The 17,043-nt window shown below is 40.6% G+C and carries 12 protein-coding genes and 3 tRNA genes; 5 read left to right on the top strand and 10 right to left on the bottom strand.

The features are described 5' to 3' along the window. Positions 1 to 245: 245 nt before the first annotated feature. The 7 genes from DI53_RS00935 to DI53_RS19805 all read right to left on the bottom strand — a co-directional run bounded on the left by DI53_RS00935 (position 246) and on the right by DI53_RS19805 (position 7,801). Positions 246 to 833, bottom strand: coding sequence for a hypothetical protein (locus DI53_RS00935; protein ID WP_037494327.1), 588 nt, complete (start codon positions 831 to 833; stop codon positions 246 to 248). 286 nt (positions 834 to 1,119) lie between these two features. Then, positions 1,120 to 1,635 (bottom strand): hypothetical protein, encoded by a 516-nt coding sequence (locus DI53_RS19460; RefSeq protein WP_052071917.1) that lies wholly within the window; start codon positions 1,633 to 1,635, stop codon positions 1,120 to 1,122. A gap of 383 nt (positions 1,636 to 2,018) precedes the next feature. Further along, entirely contained in the window at positions 2,019 to 2,480 is a 462-nt protein-coding gene (locus DI53_RS00920; protein ID WP_037494323.1) for a JAB domain-containing protein, read from the bottom strand. A 530-nt stretch (positions 2,481 to 3,010) separates the two neighbouring features. Next, positions 3,011 to 4,831, bottom strand: a complete 1,821-nt coding sequence (locus DI53_RS00915) for a hypothetical protein (protein ID WP_131555133.1) — start codon at positions 4,829 to 4,831, stop codon at positions 3,011 to 3,013. Positions 4,832 to 4,951: 120 nt separating this feature from the next. Then, the gene (locus DI53_RS00910; RefSeq protein ID WP_037494318.1) at positions 4,952 to 5,338 is read right to left on the bottom strand and encodes a hypothetical protein; all 387 of its coding nucleotides are present in this window, start codon (positions 5,336 to 5,338) and stop codon (positions 4,952 to 4,954) included. A gap of 186 nt (positions 5,339 to 5,524) precedes the next feature. After that, positions 5,525 to 6,499, bottom strand: a complete 975-nt coding sequence (locus DI53_RS00905) for a hypothetical protein (protein ID WP_037494317.1) — start codon at positions 6,497 to 6,499, stop codon at positions 5,525 to 5,527. 180 nt (positions 6,500 to 6,679) lie between these two features. Continuing rightward, positions 6,680 to 7,801: a tyrosine-type recombinase/integrase gene (locus DI53_RS19805; RefSeq protein WP_157836741.1), complete on the bottom strand. Its 1,122-nt coding sequence runs from the start codon at positions 7,799 to 7,801 to the stop codon at positions 6,680 to 6,682. Between the two features lie 46 nt (positions 7,802 to 7,847). Here DI53_RS19805 and DI53_RS00895 point away from each other — a divergent pair. Next, a tRNA-His gene (locus DI53_RS00895) sits at positions 7,848 to 7,926 on the top strand. Between the two features lie 234 nt (positions 7,927 to 8,160). Here the strand turns inward: DI53_RS00895 and DI53_RS00890 are convergent. After that, positions 8,161 to 8,234, bottom strand: a tRNA-Arg gene (locus DI53_RS00890). Between the two features lie 424 nt (positions 8,235 to 8,658). Here DI53_RS00890 and DI53_RS00885 point away from each other — a divergent pair. After that, positions 8,659 to 8,746 (top strand) — tRNA-Ser (locus tag DI53_RS00885). A 701-nt stretch (positions 8,747 to 9,447) separates the two neighbouring features. Here the strand turns inward: DI53_RS00885 and DI53_RS00880 are convergent. After that, a complete protein-coding gene (locus DI53_RS00880) occupies positions 9,448 to 10,011 on the bottom strand; it encodes a nucleotidyl transferase AbiEii/AbiGii toxin family protein (protein ID WP_037494315.1) in 564 nt (187 codons plus the stop codon). Then, entirely contained in the window at positions 10,011 to 10,295 is a 285-nt protein-coding gene (locus tag DI53_RS00875) for a DUF6922 domain-containing protein (RefSeq protein WP_037494313.1), read from the bottom strand. The genes DI53_RS00880 and DI53_RS00875 overlap by 1 nt, the downstream gene beginning before the upstream one ends. 729 nt (positions 10,296 to 11,024) lie before the next feature. Here DI53_RS00875 and DI53_RS00865 point away from each other — a divergent pair. Genes DI53_RS00865 through DI53_RS00855 form a run of 3 tightly spaced genes read left to right on the top strand, consistent with a single transcriptional unit; the run spans position 11,025 to position 16,839 of the window. Continuing rightward, positions 11,025 to 13,997, top strand: a complete 2,973-nt coding sequence (locus DI53_RS00865) for a SusC/RagA family TonB-linked outer membrane protein (protein WP_037494308.1) — start codon at positions 11,025 to 11,027, stop codon at positions 13,995 to 13,997. A gap of 12 nt (positions 13,998 to 14,009) precedes the next feature. Beyond that, positions 14,010 to 15,641 carry a RagB/SusD family nutrient uptake outer membrane protein gene (locus tag DI53_RS00860; protein WP_037494307.1) on the top strand — a complete coding sequence of 544 codons (1,632 nt, stop codon included), beginning with the start codon at positions 14,010 to 14,012 and terminating at the stop codon, positions 15,639 to 15,641. 28 nt (positions 15,642 to 15,669) lie between these two features. After that, positions 15,670 to 16,839 carry a glycoside hydrolase family 88/105 protein gene (locus tag DI53_RS00855; RefSeq protein WP_037494304.1) on the top strand — a complete coding sequence of 390 codons (1,170 nt, stop codon included), beginning with the start codon at positions 15,670 to 15,672 and terminating at the stop codon, positions 16,837 to 16,839. Positions 16,840 to 17,043 lie beyond the last annotated feature (204 nt).

Raw genomic sequence — 17,043 nt, 5'->3', positions numbered from 1 at the left:
TAGAGTATCGTTTAGTAATTTTTTCACATTATTTTCCATATGGATCGGTTATGCAATTCCCTAAAACCGACAAGAAGTCTACTGTGTTAATTCGCAAAGATGGAAAGGAGGGTCTATTGAATCACAATCTTTAATCCTCTTACTTAGATAGTATAGTTATTAAAATCCAAACTCTGAAGTATTCATTTGCAAACATCGGCACAATATAGCAAGGTGGCAGCTGGTAACTACCACCTTACTATCGATCACAACAAAAGTGTCAATATATAATTATGAGTTAATCCATCTAGAACTAACCCCAATAATACTTTTTCATTATCTGAGTCCAATATGAATATGTAATCTTCACTTCCACTTAATTTATAGACCGGTAAATCATCCACAACTAACTCTTCTTCAATAATAAAAACGTCTTTAAGGTCTAATTTAGGAATATCTAATTTAACATACTTATTGTCAACTATCTCGAGAGTAGAATTATGCGACATTGAGCTGGAAATGAAATCTCCGTTAGATTTTGTTACTGTACGAAAGCTTTGGATTTCATATAATTCTTTATTATTTACACGTTTATTTGAGATATTTTGTTCTTGTAATTTAAGTGCTCGAGCTTCATTCTCAAGACGCTTCTCGTACAGTTCTATAGATTTACGTTGATAGTATTCTCCCTTAAGTTTGTCTTCTAGAGGTGGGAGACTCGGCATAGGTGTTATAGGAATTGCCTGAGTCGGTGGCAAGGCCTTATAAGTCATGGAATCAAAAATTGATTGAGCATCAAGCTCGAATGATAGTAGCCCAAATAGCAGAAACAAAAGAATTTTAGTCTTAAACATTATTTAAGTGTTGGCTCCGGCTAGTCCCGATTCGGAAGGTTAATAATATAAGCGTGGGACTATAACCTAGAGCTATTGCAGGAAGAGGCGCCTAGGAAGGCCTTACACATACAACAGATAGGTTACGTCCCACGCATATGCATGGAACGTCAACCTTTACTGTCCTTGACGTGTAATTCAGAGAGTTTCCTAGGCTTCCTTCTTACAAGAACTTTGAGCTAACGCTTAATTTTCAATAAGTACTGCAAAGATATTTAAATAAAGCATAGCAGTATAATGTACTTTATTATTTTTTAAAGATTGTTTGACTTATTTGTGAAATGGTTTGTTTAATGAATCTGGAGAAAATTGAATCTCCTTTTACAAGATTCTGATTGACCATTAAATTTTCTTTGATCAATATTCCATTTTCGAAAGTGAGGGTATAGATCTTCGGATAGTTATCATGGTAATAGTCACCATGTTCAAAAATAATTTTTTCAACAAGTTTTACTTCACCTGAATACCATTCTGCGAAAACATGATTTTTATTAGGGAACAATGTGCTTACGTCTATCTCGTGATTGAAGGATATTGCTCGTTTATCACTTTTTATAATCAGATGGACCCCTTGCAAGTTGTATAAATATAATCTTCCGTCATCATCCACTTTCCAACTGCCCTCATATCCTCGCCAGCAAGCAGAGCACCCTCCTTGCCATTCGATACCATTTTTATCAAGATATGACCGTAAAGGTTCACTACAAAGTCCCACCAATCGTTTGCCCTTGTAAATAAACGATTCTGAAGTTTGTGCCGTCATAAGCAATCTCGGATTTAAGTCGTGAATAAAGATAGCATCTTTAGTAGAATAATGGAACTTCAAAGTTCATTTGAAATATAGCACACAATATTGAAATTTCAAACATCTAGCGGAAACCGTCAATAGTTTCAGAGCGAAGATGTTTGAAAATTTCATTTATGATAATTGCTATTTCACAATACTATTAATTACCACTGCGATAAAGCCGACTGTAATGACGACAATCATAATGATAAATACCATTGCCAGTATGGAGCTTATTATCTGTATGACAACTTCCATCACAACTAGGAAAGCTATCAAAGATACGATCCACATAGTTATTGATCCAATAGTTGATACAGATTTTTGGTTTGATTTCATTAAGCCTATATTTTAAATGGTTACATGTCTCCGTTGTCTCTCATGCTGTAGTATGATTCAGCAGTCAGAATAATATGGTCACAGACTTCGATATCCAAGAGCTTTCCTGCTTCAATGGCTTTTTTTGTAAGTGCGCGATCATGTCCGCTTGGTGATAATCTGCCGGAAGGATGGTTGTGTGCCATTATTATTTTTGATGCGGATGCTGTCAACGCAATCGAAAATATGATACGTAGATCAACCATAACGGAGTCTTTGCCTCCCATTGCGATATCAACTACGCCGAGCACATGATTAGCGTTGTTTAGGAGGATCACTTTGAACTCTTCCAAGAACTGCATTAGACCTTCGTCCCACTGCGTTTTTAATACGGAATAAGCATGTGTAGATTCTTTAATAGTTGGTCGTTCTGAGGGCTTGAAACTAGGCAAAAATTGCACTTTGATCTCCGCCACGTTGGAGATGATACTTTGTTTTTTCATGAGCTTTAAGGTTTGTTAATAAAATGAATTCTCTCAAGTTAACCTGAGGGGATTGTTTGATGGATAGGCTTGGTGTGCTTGTATATACAAAGGTGGGGGCTATTAGAAATCCGTGGATTAAATTTTATATAATTGAAATTTTCTGAGGCAGCGTATGTGCAAATGTCATCTGAAAATAATAGAGTGGGTTCAGGTGTATTTTTGAGGCATTATGTATTAAAAGCAATTCAGGCCACTTACCATTTAAAAGTAAAGTGCGGTAAGTCAGTTTATTGAATGGTTTAGGTGAGATTTTCGATTATCTAAAAAGGGCTTCTGTATGAAGCTCGATGATAAAGAAAGTAATGGGTAAGATGTTTGAAGTGAGTCTGTTAGTTAACTCTAGTCTCAACAGATAGTCGGGAAATTGGAGTACGTTGATCCGACTATTTACTTAAATGGGTAGAAAGATGCAAAATCGTAGTCCACAATATTAACAGGCTTAAACCTATAAAATATCATGGACTAACGATCTACCGTGCCATGTTCGCTTAATTGAAGACTCTTTCCAAGATCACATGGCCTTTCACCTTACTTCGCGATGTTCTGCTGCTAAGCCTGAAAAACCGACTGAAATCTGTCATGTATTTCTTCTTATTGCAATAAGGCAAATTGTACTTCTCCACCAAGCTTCTAAACGTACTTCTAATCATTTCAGTCGAATAGAACTCATTGGTGCTAAATGTAGAGTTCAGTTCATCCAAAAAGTCATAATTACTGGCTCCAGTATGTTCCTTGTCATACTTCACTATCGCATCAGCAATATGTTTTTTTGAGTAGGCGATTTTACAAAGCTGTTCTTTTCCAATCTTGTGATATGCATCGATTACATCGGGATGCTTTTTCTTTAGCTGATCGAGAGCCTCTTCTTTAAAGTCTATAAAGAAACCTTCCGGCGTTGGGCTGTAAATGTCGTCGAGGCGATCTGCTATACTGCGCACAATGTCAATATAGTTTTTTACACCTTTTACCCGAGGGTAGAAACTATCTAAAGCAACAAGATAGTCTTTCGTATTTAATGTAAATTGCTTAGTCAAGTGCTCCGATCTTAAAGCATTTCTTAATAGCTCTGGATCCGTGAAGTGCGATTTTAGTTCTTCTTTTTGAAGATAGTTTTCAACCATGAAGTAATTTAATCTTCCGTCGTCCTTAACAAATCGCGCATACGAAATACGATTTAATGCTTCCGTCAGTGTTTCTTTCGATCCATCGTTGGTACTTACGTCGCGTAGCGATTGGATAGTTTTGTACGTTTCCTTACACCCATTTAAATATGCTTTAGCCTCATTCGGTGTTCTGTAATGTATCTCGGTGTCGTGATTTGTGATGTAAGTTAGAGATGCTAGGTCAATACCACGGAATCTGCCTGGAATTTGTATCAGATCGGAATACGGATCTATCATGGTGTGCTCTGCAATTTTTAGATCGGTGAGCATAATTACATGAGGTTCTGTAACGACATTGATATCTACTGCAGAATAAAACCGACTCGTAAGAAAGTTATACTTTTTAAACTTGCGCTCGTCTATGTCGTAATGTACCGTTAAATCGGCACTGCTCTTAACTTTTTCAGCACTGTTACTCGAGCAAAATATTGCAGATTGCTTCTGTATCTCCAGTTGTTCTATGACGGACATGATACCGACGGTACTGTTTAAGAAGATAAAGATCTGCTCGTCTTCTTTTACTGTTATATCCTCGTGCAGTAATTTTTTCAGCGCAGCAAACGGATTGTTGGTCTGAATCAAGTCTAATTGCTTAGCGTAGTCAAAATCGGGAACTACTTCCAATATCTCGAAGTTCTGATTTTTGAAGCGTGGATCGCTAGGTATAGTGGCTGTTGCTGATACAAAAGCTTTCGACTCGAATTTAAAGAAGTCTTCCATAGGTAGGATGATATCCGTACGAAAGTCAACATCTTTGCTTGTGCGGTCGCATTCATCAAACATCAAGAAAAATTCTTGGTACATATCCATGCCGACCTCTGCTATTGCCTCCTTCACCTTGTGAAATGATTCAGGCGTAGTCATGATCTTTTTATACGTCACCTTCGGGTCTTTCAGGTAACTGACGATCTGCGGTAGATAGATTCCTTCATGTACGCCAAGTATCTTGCCTTTATGTTTCTTTTTCTTTCCCTTAATTACGGGCACGTTAGGCTCTATAATAATGGAGTGCCTATGCGTTATGATCTCTAGATGAGTGGCACCAATACCAGTCAAAACCTTTACTAAAATGCAATTCGATGGAATGCTATCGAGTATATCTTTAAGGTGTTTGTTTTTAACTATTAAAATTAATTTCTTTTTCATCGCGTGATTTTTATACATAGGTGTTTTATTCACCTAGTCTGTGTTAAAAAATATTTAATTATACTTGAATTTAGTTCAGAGGGGCGCCTCCTCTGAACGACGATTAATGATTAGTATTTATCAATCTATGACAGCATTGTACACATCCTCTAGATTGAGATCTATTTTATGTTTGCCTTCGATATATATGTCAATCAATTTGGAAATCCCCTCGATGTCCGGCAGTTTGTAACCACGACTACCGTTTTCAGACCTTATGCTGACATGGAAGTAATTAATATTTTTCTTTCTGTCTAAATTTGACATTATCGAGATGTGAAGTTTTAGTCCTTTAGTCATCTGATCTAGGCATAGTGCAACTTTATCCTGATCATATGGGATACAGCTTATAAGCTGTTCTGTAAATTTTTTACCATCTATAATTGCTAGGAAATCTTGTGTACCGAAAACCGTTTTTACGATTGTTGAGCCTAAGGCTTGTTTTTTTAATTCGTTGTACTTTAGCATAAATTTGTTGTTTTAAATTATTCACATTAGACGACGTTCCCGCGGAGAACTTTGTTATTTATGCAACAAATATATGTCTGATTTCATTGCGCGTAAAGATTATACCTCACTTGAAGGGGTATGGAAGGTGAGCTACGATTTGATACAGAATCGCATATTTTTTTAAATTATTTATCACGCACAAGATCATAAATTAGCTATATAGCTTTCTCTTGTCGCTATTGTCTTGTGGCGATTAATTACTTTAGAATCTATGAATCCCAATTGGGCAAGCATCTGATAGGTGAAAAGTTTGCCGTACCTCGCGTTAGTTGCGGATTTTCTCGTGCTATTCTCAAACTTCAATCCCTCGCCTTCAAAATATTCCTTAACAAAATCATATACATGCCTTTGAAAGGCAAGTTTAGCGCTTCGACCTCGATAAATATTAAATGCTCGCGTATCGCTTTTAACCTTCTTTTTGCGATTGTTCTCCTCAATTGATTTTTGTTTAAAATCTGCTAACAATGAATTTGTAGTATCAAGCATAGCTTCCAATTGTGTTAAGTGATGTTCTATATCTTCCGGCTTTATTTCGTCAATTTTTCCTAGAAAGTATTGAGCATTAGCATATGGACTATTTAGATACTCCGTTAAGTGTATGTATATCTCATTATCTATAATCCGTTTTTCTAATGCAAAACGAGCGATTTTGAGCTTTGGCATTTTTAGATCTGAACTATTGTTTTTAATCAAAGTCATAGATACGTTACTCAAATCGGAGTTTCTCCATAAAAATAGTTCCAATAAGCGAACATGGAATTCTTTGGCGTGCTGAATAAAGAAGATTTTACTTTCTAAAATCGACTTCTCATTGTAATCAAAGTCATTTTTGGGTACGATAGATCTCATTCCAAATAGAAAATCATTCTCATACTCAAACTGTGTTTTTAAAAATACCATGTAAAATAACGTATCTAACTTACGTAGCACGTCTTCCTCGATAAGATCAAATTTGTGGTATTCATATTTTTTTTTAGAAACACTATCTTCATAGTCCAGATAAGTTATCAGATTGTCGACAGTTTCAAATTGTAGGCTTGGATAGTACCTAGCAAGTATCTGTTTATCGATCTTTAAGTGTTTTTGGCGGGATTTTCCTATGAATATGCTGTTGATCATGGTATGTTGTAGTACAAAATAAAATCTATGCTTATACATGGATATATTGTGTCTTCGTGTTTTGCTAATTTCTGCCCGAAAGTTCGGTAAAAACTACGAGAAGCCCAATTGATATAGGTGGTACTAGGTGCTTTAATACAAAAAAGAGACAGCCTGATTAGACTGTCTCTGTAGTTTGTTTTACAACTCAGGCATCACGTTTTTGAGTTCTTCGACGTTGGTGACTCCAAGACCTCGAAGGTATTTCAGGGTCACGATCATGTCAGAATGTCCGAGTAGTTGTTTAAGGAGATGCAGATCTTTAGATTTCTTATAGACGTTGACAGCTGCAGTATGCCTAAAAGAGTAGATTGTCTGCTTTTCTTCAAGAATGTCTAATGCAAGCATCTCTTTGTATAACCGTGACCATGCGGTCTTAAAATAATATTCATTGTATGGCTGCGTTTGGTTGGAAAAGAGATTTTCATTTTTCGCTAGATTCTTTACGCGATGATAGATTGCCTTACGTACATATTTTGGTATGAGTACAACCCTGACTCGCCCACTTTTATTTTCTTCACCTGAGAGGTGTATTTCAGTACAGTCCGCTTTGAAGTGTCTCGCTGTAAGGTTTCTGATTTCCATATGTGGGCGTAGCAAGCAACCATAGCTAAGCAAGCAGCAAAGATATAGGTTCTCGTTTCGTTCCTTTATATGTTTTAGGACGCTTTTTAACTGGTGTTGAGAATATATCTTGTGTAGAGATGCCTTTACCTTCAAACGATCAGTTTGCTTTAGTAGGTCGTTTCTTAAGTATCCTTTACCCTTTAGATAACCAAGCAATGATCCTAACTCGCGTCTCTTCGCCATATAGTTGTTGTGGCTTGTTTTGTAAGCATCTAGGTAAGATTGTATTCTGTTAACATTTAAATGATTGATGTCAGACTGAATTTCTTTTGCTGTTAAGAAGTTTAAGAACTGATGGCAATTTCTCTCCAGTGCCTTTGCGTAATGTGGATTCAATTTGTTCGATAGCTTTTGATTAAGTGCTTTTAACATTAAAGTCTCTGTATTTTCCAGCTGATCTTGTGGTGTTGAAATCAGGCGTTGATAGCTGCCGTCCTCAAGACGTTTTCTGAATTCGTACTCTAAATTTTTAAGAAGCGTTGACCGCTCCTTAACGGTTTTTGCTTTGTTGGGTTTAATATTAACGTTGATACGGTTACCGTTGTATTCTCTGTAGCGAGTGCCGTTGATAGTGATAGATATGAAGCTTCTTTTGGTTAAATCTGTGAATGATATGGAGATCTCGTAAGTATGCATTTGTCGCATTTTCTGTCTCACGAACAATTTAGAGGGTGTAATGTTCTGATTATTAGCTCTTATTGTGTTTTAAGCACTAGATTGTGGTTCTAGGGGTCGTGGGTTCGAGCCCCATTACTTACCCAAAAAATAGAGGTCCAAAAGGCCTCTATTTTTGTTATATGCCGTTTTGACGAAACGGCGATTTGCATAAACTTAATCCAAACTTTTGGCTTTCGGAGTCAGTTTACGTTAGTCCTGTATGATCTATGCGTGAAATCGGCCGCGAAGGTGAGGGAAAATGTTATTTCAATTTGTAGACGCCACCAGCTTACCAAACATAAAAATCCCCTTTATCGTTCAATAAAGGGGATTTTAAGTACGCCAAAAGGGATTCGAACCCCTGACCGACGGTTTAGAAAACCGTTGCTCTATCCTGCTGAGCTATTGGCGCATCCTTTTCAGTGGAACAAAAGTATGTAATAACTGTTGTTTTGCAAAATTAAAGTGTTACTTTTTTTGTAAAATCGAAGTAACGTATTGCATGCCAAACACATATTTTAAACGTTTATTGGGAGGATTTGGAGACGAAAGGCGATCTAACTTTTGATAACTATGTTATTAACAAAACTGATTGTTTCGGGAACATCGAACGTCAAAATAAGTATTGTAAATCGTTCAAACTTGAACTTCAAATCGCATTCTAATCTCTGTTATGCAGAATCTGTGGTAATAATAACCCTCATATCTAAATACCCGTCAAAATATACTGTTTATATTGAGTTAACAATCAGAGTGTTTACGGAATGACACCGCATTATCCGGTACAATTTTGAAATAAAATTTTGCAAGATTGATAAAATTCGTACTTTTGTCGCGGAGAGTTGGCAGAGTGGTCGAATGCGGCAGTCTTGAAAACTGTTGACTGTCACAGGTCCGGGGGTTCGAATCCCTCACTCTCCGCCAAACAAAAGCAGCTTTTTTAGCTGCTTTTGTTGTTTATGGTCTACTTGGATTCGAACCGAAGCAAGGGCCGGGGTTCGATCCACTGGAGGTTCAGGGATAAGGATGGGGTTTGCGGGGCTGAACCAATCCTGAACGCTCCGCCAAAAAGAAGCAGCTTTTTTAGCTGCTTTTGTTGTTTATGGTCTACTTGGATTCGAACCGAAGCAAGGGCCGGGGTTCGATCCACTGGAGGTTCAGGGATAAGGATGGGGTTTGCGGGGCTGAACCAATCCTGAACGCTCCGCCAAACAAAAGAAGCTTTTTTAGCTGCTTTTGTTGTTTATGGTTTACTTAGATTCGAACCGACGCAAGAGCCAGGGTTCGATCCGATGGAGGTTCAGGGATAAGCATGGCGTGGGATGGGCTGAAATGAGCTCTTTGGGGGCTAAGGTAACTATAACAGATTATACGGCTAGTACGTCCTCTCTTGATAATGGATGATTTGATAGAGATCTACTCTTCCACATTCGAAGAAGAGGGATCCGGGAATGTTGTATCTAATTGAGCGAAAAGAGCTCGAACCTTTTTTCGCCAGCTTGATCGAGCAACAGGCCAACTTCTTTGATCTTTTATAATGTCAACTCTGTTTTGTGAATGGTGAGGAATTGATTTACTACCTTTTACACCACCCTCGTCAAACCTCAATAAAGTTAGAGGTTGATCTAATGGACTGGTTTCTCCATCGAGATCAAAAATGGCACGATGTTGCTCTGCTGAAAATAAAAAGCGTTTTCTCTCGAGCTGCTTAAAAGGTGTATCAATGAGAATTTTTCAGATAGGAGGTCAAGATCATAAATATCTTTTTGAGTGGCACGGTTTGCGGCTGACATCATCTTAAATAATGCAATATCCAGTTCAGAAACGAGTTTGATACCATCTATATCTTCGAGGCTATCGAGCATTTTCATATTTTGAAGAACTTCTACCTTAATCGTTTCTCCATCGCATATAATAAAAAAACGAAGAAAGATATACTGGTCATCTATATCGCATGGAAATTGGGATCCAAATACACGTGCGCCATAAAAATTCTCAACCTCGTCTTTGATTCTTTCATAACCTGCTTTTCCGATAATATGTGGGAAAAAGAAATCAATGTCGGTAGATATCCTATGGTTATATCGAATAGCTAAGTTAGTACCTCCACCTAAAGCAGACCCCTTAAAACTTTCAAAAGATTGTAATTCACGAATAGTATTTATTAGACCTGGAGAAATAGCAGACATTACTGGTAACGCAAAAATTGCCGAACATGGTATCGACGAGCAACAAGTTTACATACCTCATTACTAATACGTTCTTTTGTTTTTTGCAATTCTTTAACAATTTGCGTTTTGCTATAAAGCTGTTCCAAGGGTTGGATATCCTCAGCAAATGTTTCCGCAGTTGTAGCAATTAGCGCCCTCGGGATAATAAAATCCTTGTCATCCTGAATATCTAAATTCTTCGGATTGACATCCCAAAATAAATGTTTAGGAAAGATCTCGGATATATCCTTTATTGTGCTCATTTATACAAAATTACAGCATATTAGAAACAAATGAAAATTAAATTAAATTTGGATACAAGCCCCACTGATTTTATGAACTTAGGACGCCTTTTTTGGCTTTGTAATGCCGAATGTTTATGCCTTATCGTTTCATAATTGGTAAGAAATAATATTCCATTTTTTATTACCTCGGTTTAAAACCGAACACTAAGCAAAGCGAAGAAAGTGTAGTATGTATTGATTAGAAGTTTATAGGCAATTTGCGATTGTTCGTTTATAATTGTTCTACCAACGTACTCGCCTGCTCGCTCACAAGCGCGGTAGTACATCAAAATTTGCATAGCAAAAAATATCCTATTTGAAGGAGTTTTAGCAATTTCATGCTCCGTAGTCCGACAGTACAATCCCATCTTTGTGGTGCAAATAAATAGTTAGCATGGCTCCCAGCGTCTGCGTAATCGCAAAACCATAAAGAAGATAAAATAAACCAGTACTTGACACATAACTGCTTAAAAAACGCCTTCAAGCGGTATTTAGATGAAATTTTGAACCTATAATGTCAATTTTTGAACCTACTGACTGCCGTGTAACAATATTTTTGCTAAAGCTAAATGGCCTAAACAATAGATGAAAAGCTAGGAAAGGCACCAATTGTAATTTTAGACGCCCTGTTATGGAGACATAGCAGCGTGTAAGGACGAGCGTATAAACCAACACATAATAAACAACCATTGTAAACACAATAAATCTATGAGACATAAGATCATTTTGACGATTCTCGCACTGACCATTTTTTTGCAAAGCCGGGGACAAACGGGCAGCACTGTTAACGGTGTGGTGCTTGATGCAGACGGGAGAAAACCCTTAGCCAGTGTTACCGTCTCACTGCTGAGGGGGGGCGCAGCAACATCCACATCGACCAACCAAGTAGGGGAGTTTTCTTTACGCGTGAGCGAGCAAACCGGACGCATTCGAGCGTCGCTCGTTGGTTATGGCGATGAGGAGGTCGCCTTTCAACAAGGACAAGTTGTAACGATCCTTATGCGTGCAGCGCAATCTGAACTAGACCAAGTGGTGGTCGTGGGTTATGGAACAGTGAAAAAACGCGACCTCACTGGTTCTGTGGTATCTGTAAAAGGCGACGAAATCGCTAAGGTGCCCTCGGCCAATATTATTGAATCTGTACAGGGAAAGGTACCCGGTGTTGATATTACGCGAAGCAATGGATCAGCTTCTGCAGGTGTGAACATTGCGGTGCGCGGAAATCGTTCCATCACGGCACAAAACGGGCCCTTATTTATAGTGGACGGTGTGCAGTATAGCAATATTCAGGATATTAACCCGAATGATATACAATCAATGGAGATTCTGAAAGATGCATCTTCTACCGCTATTTATGGTTCACGCGGTGCCAATGGTGTTATCATTATCACGACCAAGCGTGGTGCTACAGGCAAAGCGCGCATTGATTTTAATGCCTATGCTGGTCTAAACCAGGTGGATCGCTATCCTTCAGTAATGGATCTCAACCAATGGGTCAGTTTGCGTCGTGAAGCCTACCGTGCAACGGGCAGGTGGAACTCAGAGGCTGACGATAATATTGTCTTTAATGATGCAGAACTTGCGGCGATTCGCAACAACGAGTACATTGATTATTTCGATTTGCTTACAAAGAACGGTACCCAGCAGAACTATCAAGTTAGCGTGAGCGGTGGGAACGAAAATACAACGGTATATTTCAGTGGGGACTATTTAAAAGAAACTGGAATTTTCGAACGCGATGCAACAGATCGTTTCGGTGCACGCCTGAATATAGACCAAAAACTAGGAAGCTACTTTAAAGCGGGTATGCAAGCTAATGTAACGCGTTATGAGATCGAACAACGCAGGGATCCGCTCAATCAGGCCAATAAGATCAATCCGCTAGGACGTTTGCGTGATGATGCGGGAAACCTGATCTTGTATCCGCTTAATGGATCTGCTATTTCGCCTTTGGCTGATCTAGAACCCAATGCCTACGCTGCACAAACCAACAGAACGCGTGTATTAACCAATGCATACTTGGAATTGACCGGTTTAAAAGGCTTCACGGCAAGATCCAACATAGGCATCACGCTGAGCAATTCCAGGGATGGCGTTTACGCCGGATCATACACCATAGATCGGAACGGCGGCTTTTCGCAGGCGACCTACGACGCGGATAACAGCTATCTGATCAACTGGGAGAATGTATTGACTTACCAAAAGGAGCTAGGCGATCATAATTTCACGCTATCTGGCGTTAATAGCTTTTTGCTCAATCGCTCGGACAACATCAATGCATCAGGGCAAGACCTGCTGTTAGACGGTCAGCTTTTTTACGCGCTAGGCAACGCGCGCCGAAACTTGGCGACAAACACAAACTACGTCATGAACAACTTGCTGTCCTTTGCCGGTCGATTAAACTATAGTTTCAAAGGAAAGTACCTTTTAACCGCCACAGGCCGTTGGGATGGCTCCTCTATTTTAGCGAAAGGCCATCAGTGGGCATTCTTCCCATCTATAGCTGCTGCTTGGCGTATTGTAGATGAGGATTTTATGAAAAACCAGCAGGTATTCTCCGAGCTTAAGCTACGGGCTACTTATGGTAAGGCTGGAAACTCGGCTGTGAATCCCTATGATACGCAAAACAGCCTGACGCGTGTCGCTTTCGCTTACGACGATGTACCTGCAACGGGTTACACGTTTTCTCCACAAATCGGAAACCCCTTTTTAGGCTGGGAGATTACCGCTACTTCCAACTTGGCGCTTGACTTTGGCTTTTTAGGCAACCGGTTGAATGGATCGATAGATGTGTATGATTCGCGTACGACGGACCTGCTGCTTAATCGTGGATTGCCGCCGACCACTGGTGTGACATCCGTAATTCAGAATGTGGGTAAGACACGTAACCGGGGTGTAGAGGTGGCGTTGAACGCGCAGGTATTGAAAAATACAGCCTTTGGCTGGAACTCGGCAATTTCCTTTACTAGCAATCGGGAGGAAATCGTAGAGTTGGTAACGGCAGATGATGACATCGGTAATGGTTGGTTTATTGGCGAACCTACACAGGTATTCTATGATTATGAGAAACTAGGCATTTGGCAACTAGGTCAGGAAGAGGAAGCAGCCCGTTTCGGACAGAAGCCAGGCGATATTCGGGTGCGCGACATAAACGGCGACGGGCAGATCGATGCGACAAACGATAGGCGAGTCATCGGTAATCCGCGTCCAAACTGGTTGGCAGGCTGGGACAATAACTTTACCTACAAGGGATTTGACTTAAATGTCTATGTATTTGTGCGTTGGGGGCAAATGTTGCGTCCTGACTTTTTAAGGCGGTATGATCCGCAAGGCTTAGGACAAAGCACGGCCACCATAGATTATTGGACGCCGGAAAATCCGAGCAATGACTACCCGCGACCAAATTCAGGAATGTCGTTAGGTAGCATGCTATTCTCAAGCTCATTAGGCTATGTCGATGGTAGTTTTGCGCGGATCAGAAATATATCCTTGGGGTACACATTCCAGGGAGACAATTTGAAATCAAAGTACCTACGCTCGCTGCGGATCTATGGTACAGCACGGAATCCGTTCACCTGGACGCGGTCTAGTATGCTAAAGGAGTACGATCCGGAACGTGGTGGGTCGGAAAATTTTCCGATGACCAAGCTTTTTGTATTTGGGGTAAATGTTGGATTTTAATTAACGGAAACAATGAAAAAAACGATCATAAACTTATTTTGCAGCGCTATTGCAGTTTTTACATGTGGTAGTTGTTCCAGTTTGCTGGATGAATATAACCCTAGCGGAATTACTTCAGAAACGGTTTACAATACACCAGAGGGATTTGAAACCTTGGTGAATGCGGCCTACTCGTATCAACGGTGGTGGTATGGCAAGGAGGAAGGCTTTAGTATGGCTGAAATGGGTACCGACCTCTGGATGAGTGGTGCCGGAGATGCACATCCGGCATTAACACGCTATGTAAATCTACAAGGTAATAACCCGGCTATATTGGCGGAATGGAAAGCGCTTTACGCAGCCGTCAACGTCTGTAATGCTGGTATTGGCCGTATTGACGATGCCGGTTTTGAAGAGGACATGAAGAACATGCGACTGGCGGAGCTTCGCTTTCTGCGTGCCTTTTACAACTGGCATATCGTAGAAACTTGGGGTGCTGTTCACCTCAGTACAGAAGAAACATCGGGTATCATTACAGAAGCAATCAAAACGCCCGTAGAAAATTTTTACAGCTTGATTGAAGAAGATCTGCTATACGCGGTAGCGAATCTACCAAATACCACGGCGAACTACGGTCGGGTGACAGCACCAGCCGCCCGTGCATTTTTGTCGCGCGTTTACCTCGCTCGTGGCAATGATCGGGCAGCAAGTAATTATGCAACCTCTGTCATTAATGGAAGCTTCGGCTTTGCATTAGTGAGCAACTATGCGAGCTTGTGGTCTATGGCCAACCAAAAGAATACAGAAGTGGTCTACGCTGTGAATTATTCATCCGATTTCGCTCTAAACGATAAGAGCGATCCTATTTTAAACCCACTCGGGCATAACCGCGGGAGCAATAGCGGGCATTTGCTGTATATTATGAAGTATGATACGGAAACGGGTATGCGGCGCGATTTGGTTAATGGTCGGCCATTTAATCGCTATATGCCGACGCGTTTTCTGCTAGACCTTTACAGCGATGCGGATAGCCGTTATGAAGGATCGTTTAAAGAAGTGTTCTACGTGAACAATCCAAGTGGATCGCTTGTGGCTGGAGATACTGCCGTGTTTGCCACACGCCGTACCGTGCCGGCACAGGGCAGACCCTACAAGGTCTATGATAGAAATTATATCTACAACGCGAATGGCACCGTGCGGGATCAATTACGCTACCCCACCTTGACTAAATATTTAGACAATACGCGAAATTCGGCTGACGAAGCGCAGAGCTCGCGTGATGTTTTTGTGATTAGATTAGCGGAGGTTTATCTCAATGCCGCAGAAGCACAACTAAAGCTAGGGAATGTTGATTCGGCAGCCTACTTCGTCAATATCGTGCGCACACGCGCGGCAAAAACAGGCCGTGCTGCGGAGATGCAGGTGACGCCAGCGCAGATGACACTGGATTTTATCCTAGATGAACGTGCGCGGGAGTTTGCTGGCGAACAGATTCGCTGGTTTGATCTTAAGCGTACCAACACCCTATTGAGCCGCATTAGCCGATACAATCCAGACGTAGCACCTATTGTAAAGGATTTTCACCTGTTGCGGCCGATTCCACAGGAGCAATTGGACGCTATATCCAATAAAGATCAATTTGTACAAAACCCAGGTTACCAATAAACGTAGAAGTTTCTAATACGCTAGAGAAATGAAGTATATACTAAGAATAAAGCTCTTTATGACTTGCTGTTTGTTATTGGGCAAAGCCGTCGGCCAGCAGCATGCCATCGCCATGGCCAATTCAGAAATGAAACGAAATCCGGAAGCCTGGATGATCGATTTTTCCAAGCAACTGAAATGGAACTATTGCCATGGATTGCTTATGCAGGCACTTTTGCAGGTGGGAGAACGGGTGGGCGATGACCGTTATTATAACTATGTGTATCCCTATGTAGATACCATGGTCTTTGATGATGGGACAATTCGCACCTATCGGCCTGAGGAGTACAACATCGACCGAGTCAATACAGGGAAAATACTTTTCCCCATATTGGCCAGAACCAAGGAAGCCCGCTTTGAGAAGGCCTTGGCTTTGCAACGCGAGCAGATGCGTACCCATCCACGGACGGCCGGAGGCAGCTTTTGGCACAAGAAGGTTTACCCGCACCAGGTATGGTTGGATGGTCTTTACATGGCAGGACCTTTTTTAGCGCAGTATGCTGCCGAAATGGGCGACGATGCTTTATTTGATGATGTGGCCTTGCAGTTGCTCGATGTTCGCAAGCATATGCATGACCCAAAAACCGGACTGTATTATCACGGCTGGGACGAGAGTCGCGAGCAACGATGGGCAGATAAAACAACAGGCCTTTCGCCTAATTTTTGGTCGAGAAGCATCGGTTGGTATATGATGGCTATCGTGGATGTGCTAGACTACCTCCCTGAAGAACACGCCGCAAGGCCTAAAATCATTAACCTTTTACAGCAACTAGCCAGTAGCGTAGAGCAGTTTCGGGATCCGGAAACAGGTATGTGGTATCAGGTGACTGATGCGCTGGGCAAAGAAGGAAATTACCTGGAATCTACAGGATCTATTATGTTTATCTACACTTGGGCAAAAGGTGCAAAGAAGGGATATTTGGACGCTGCGTATTTAAAAAAGGCAGACGAAGCCTATACACAATACGTCAATCGCTTTGTTAGGAAGGAACAGGACGGCACGCTCTCCATCACGGACTGTTGTGCAGTAGCAGGCCTCGGGGGTGACAAGAACTACCGGGATGGCAGCTTTGCCTATTACATTAGTGAACCGATCCGTGATAATGATCCGAAAGCCGTTGCACCATTTATTATGACTAGCCTGCTGCTGGATAGATAACGAATGTAACAAGCCCGTAAATCCTATATCTGTGCTAGGCGAAGGAATACGCAAGGGGAGCATGCTATTCGGATTTGATCAATTGTAATGTAAAAAATACAGTTATACAGGAGTTCATTTGTTTTTAAAAGAAATAAAACGTATAATTTTAGTTCTATTTTCTTTACATGTTATACGTCGATGTAAAGAGAATAAAAAAAATTG

The organism is Sphingobacterium deserti, from assembly GCF_000757725.1.
GTDB classification, from domain to species: Bacteria; Bacteroidota; Bacteroidia; order Sphingobacteriales; family Sphingobacteriaceae; genus Sphingobacterium; species Sphingobacterium deserti.
The sequence above is the reverse complement of the archived record's forward strand: the minus strand, read 5'-3'. Positions and strand labels throughout refer to the sequence as shown.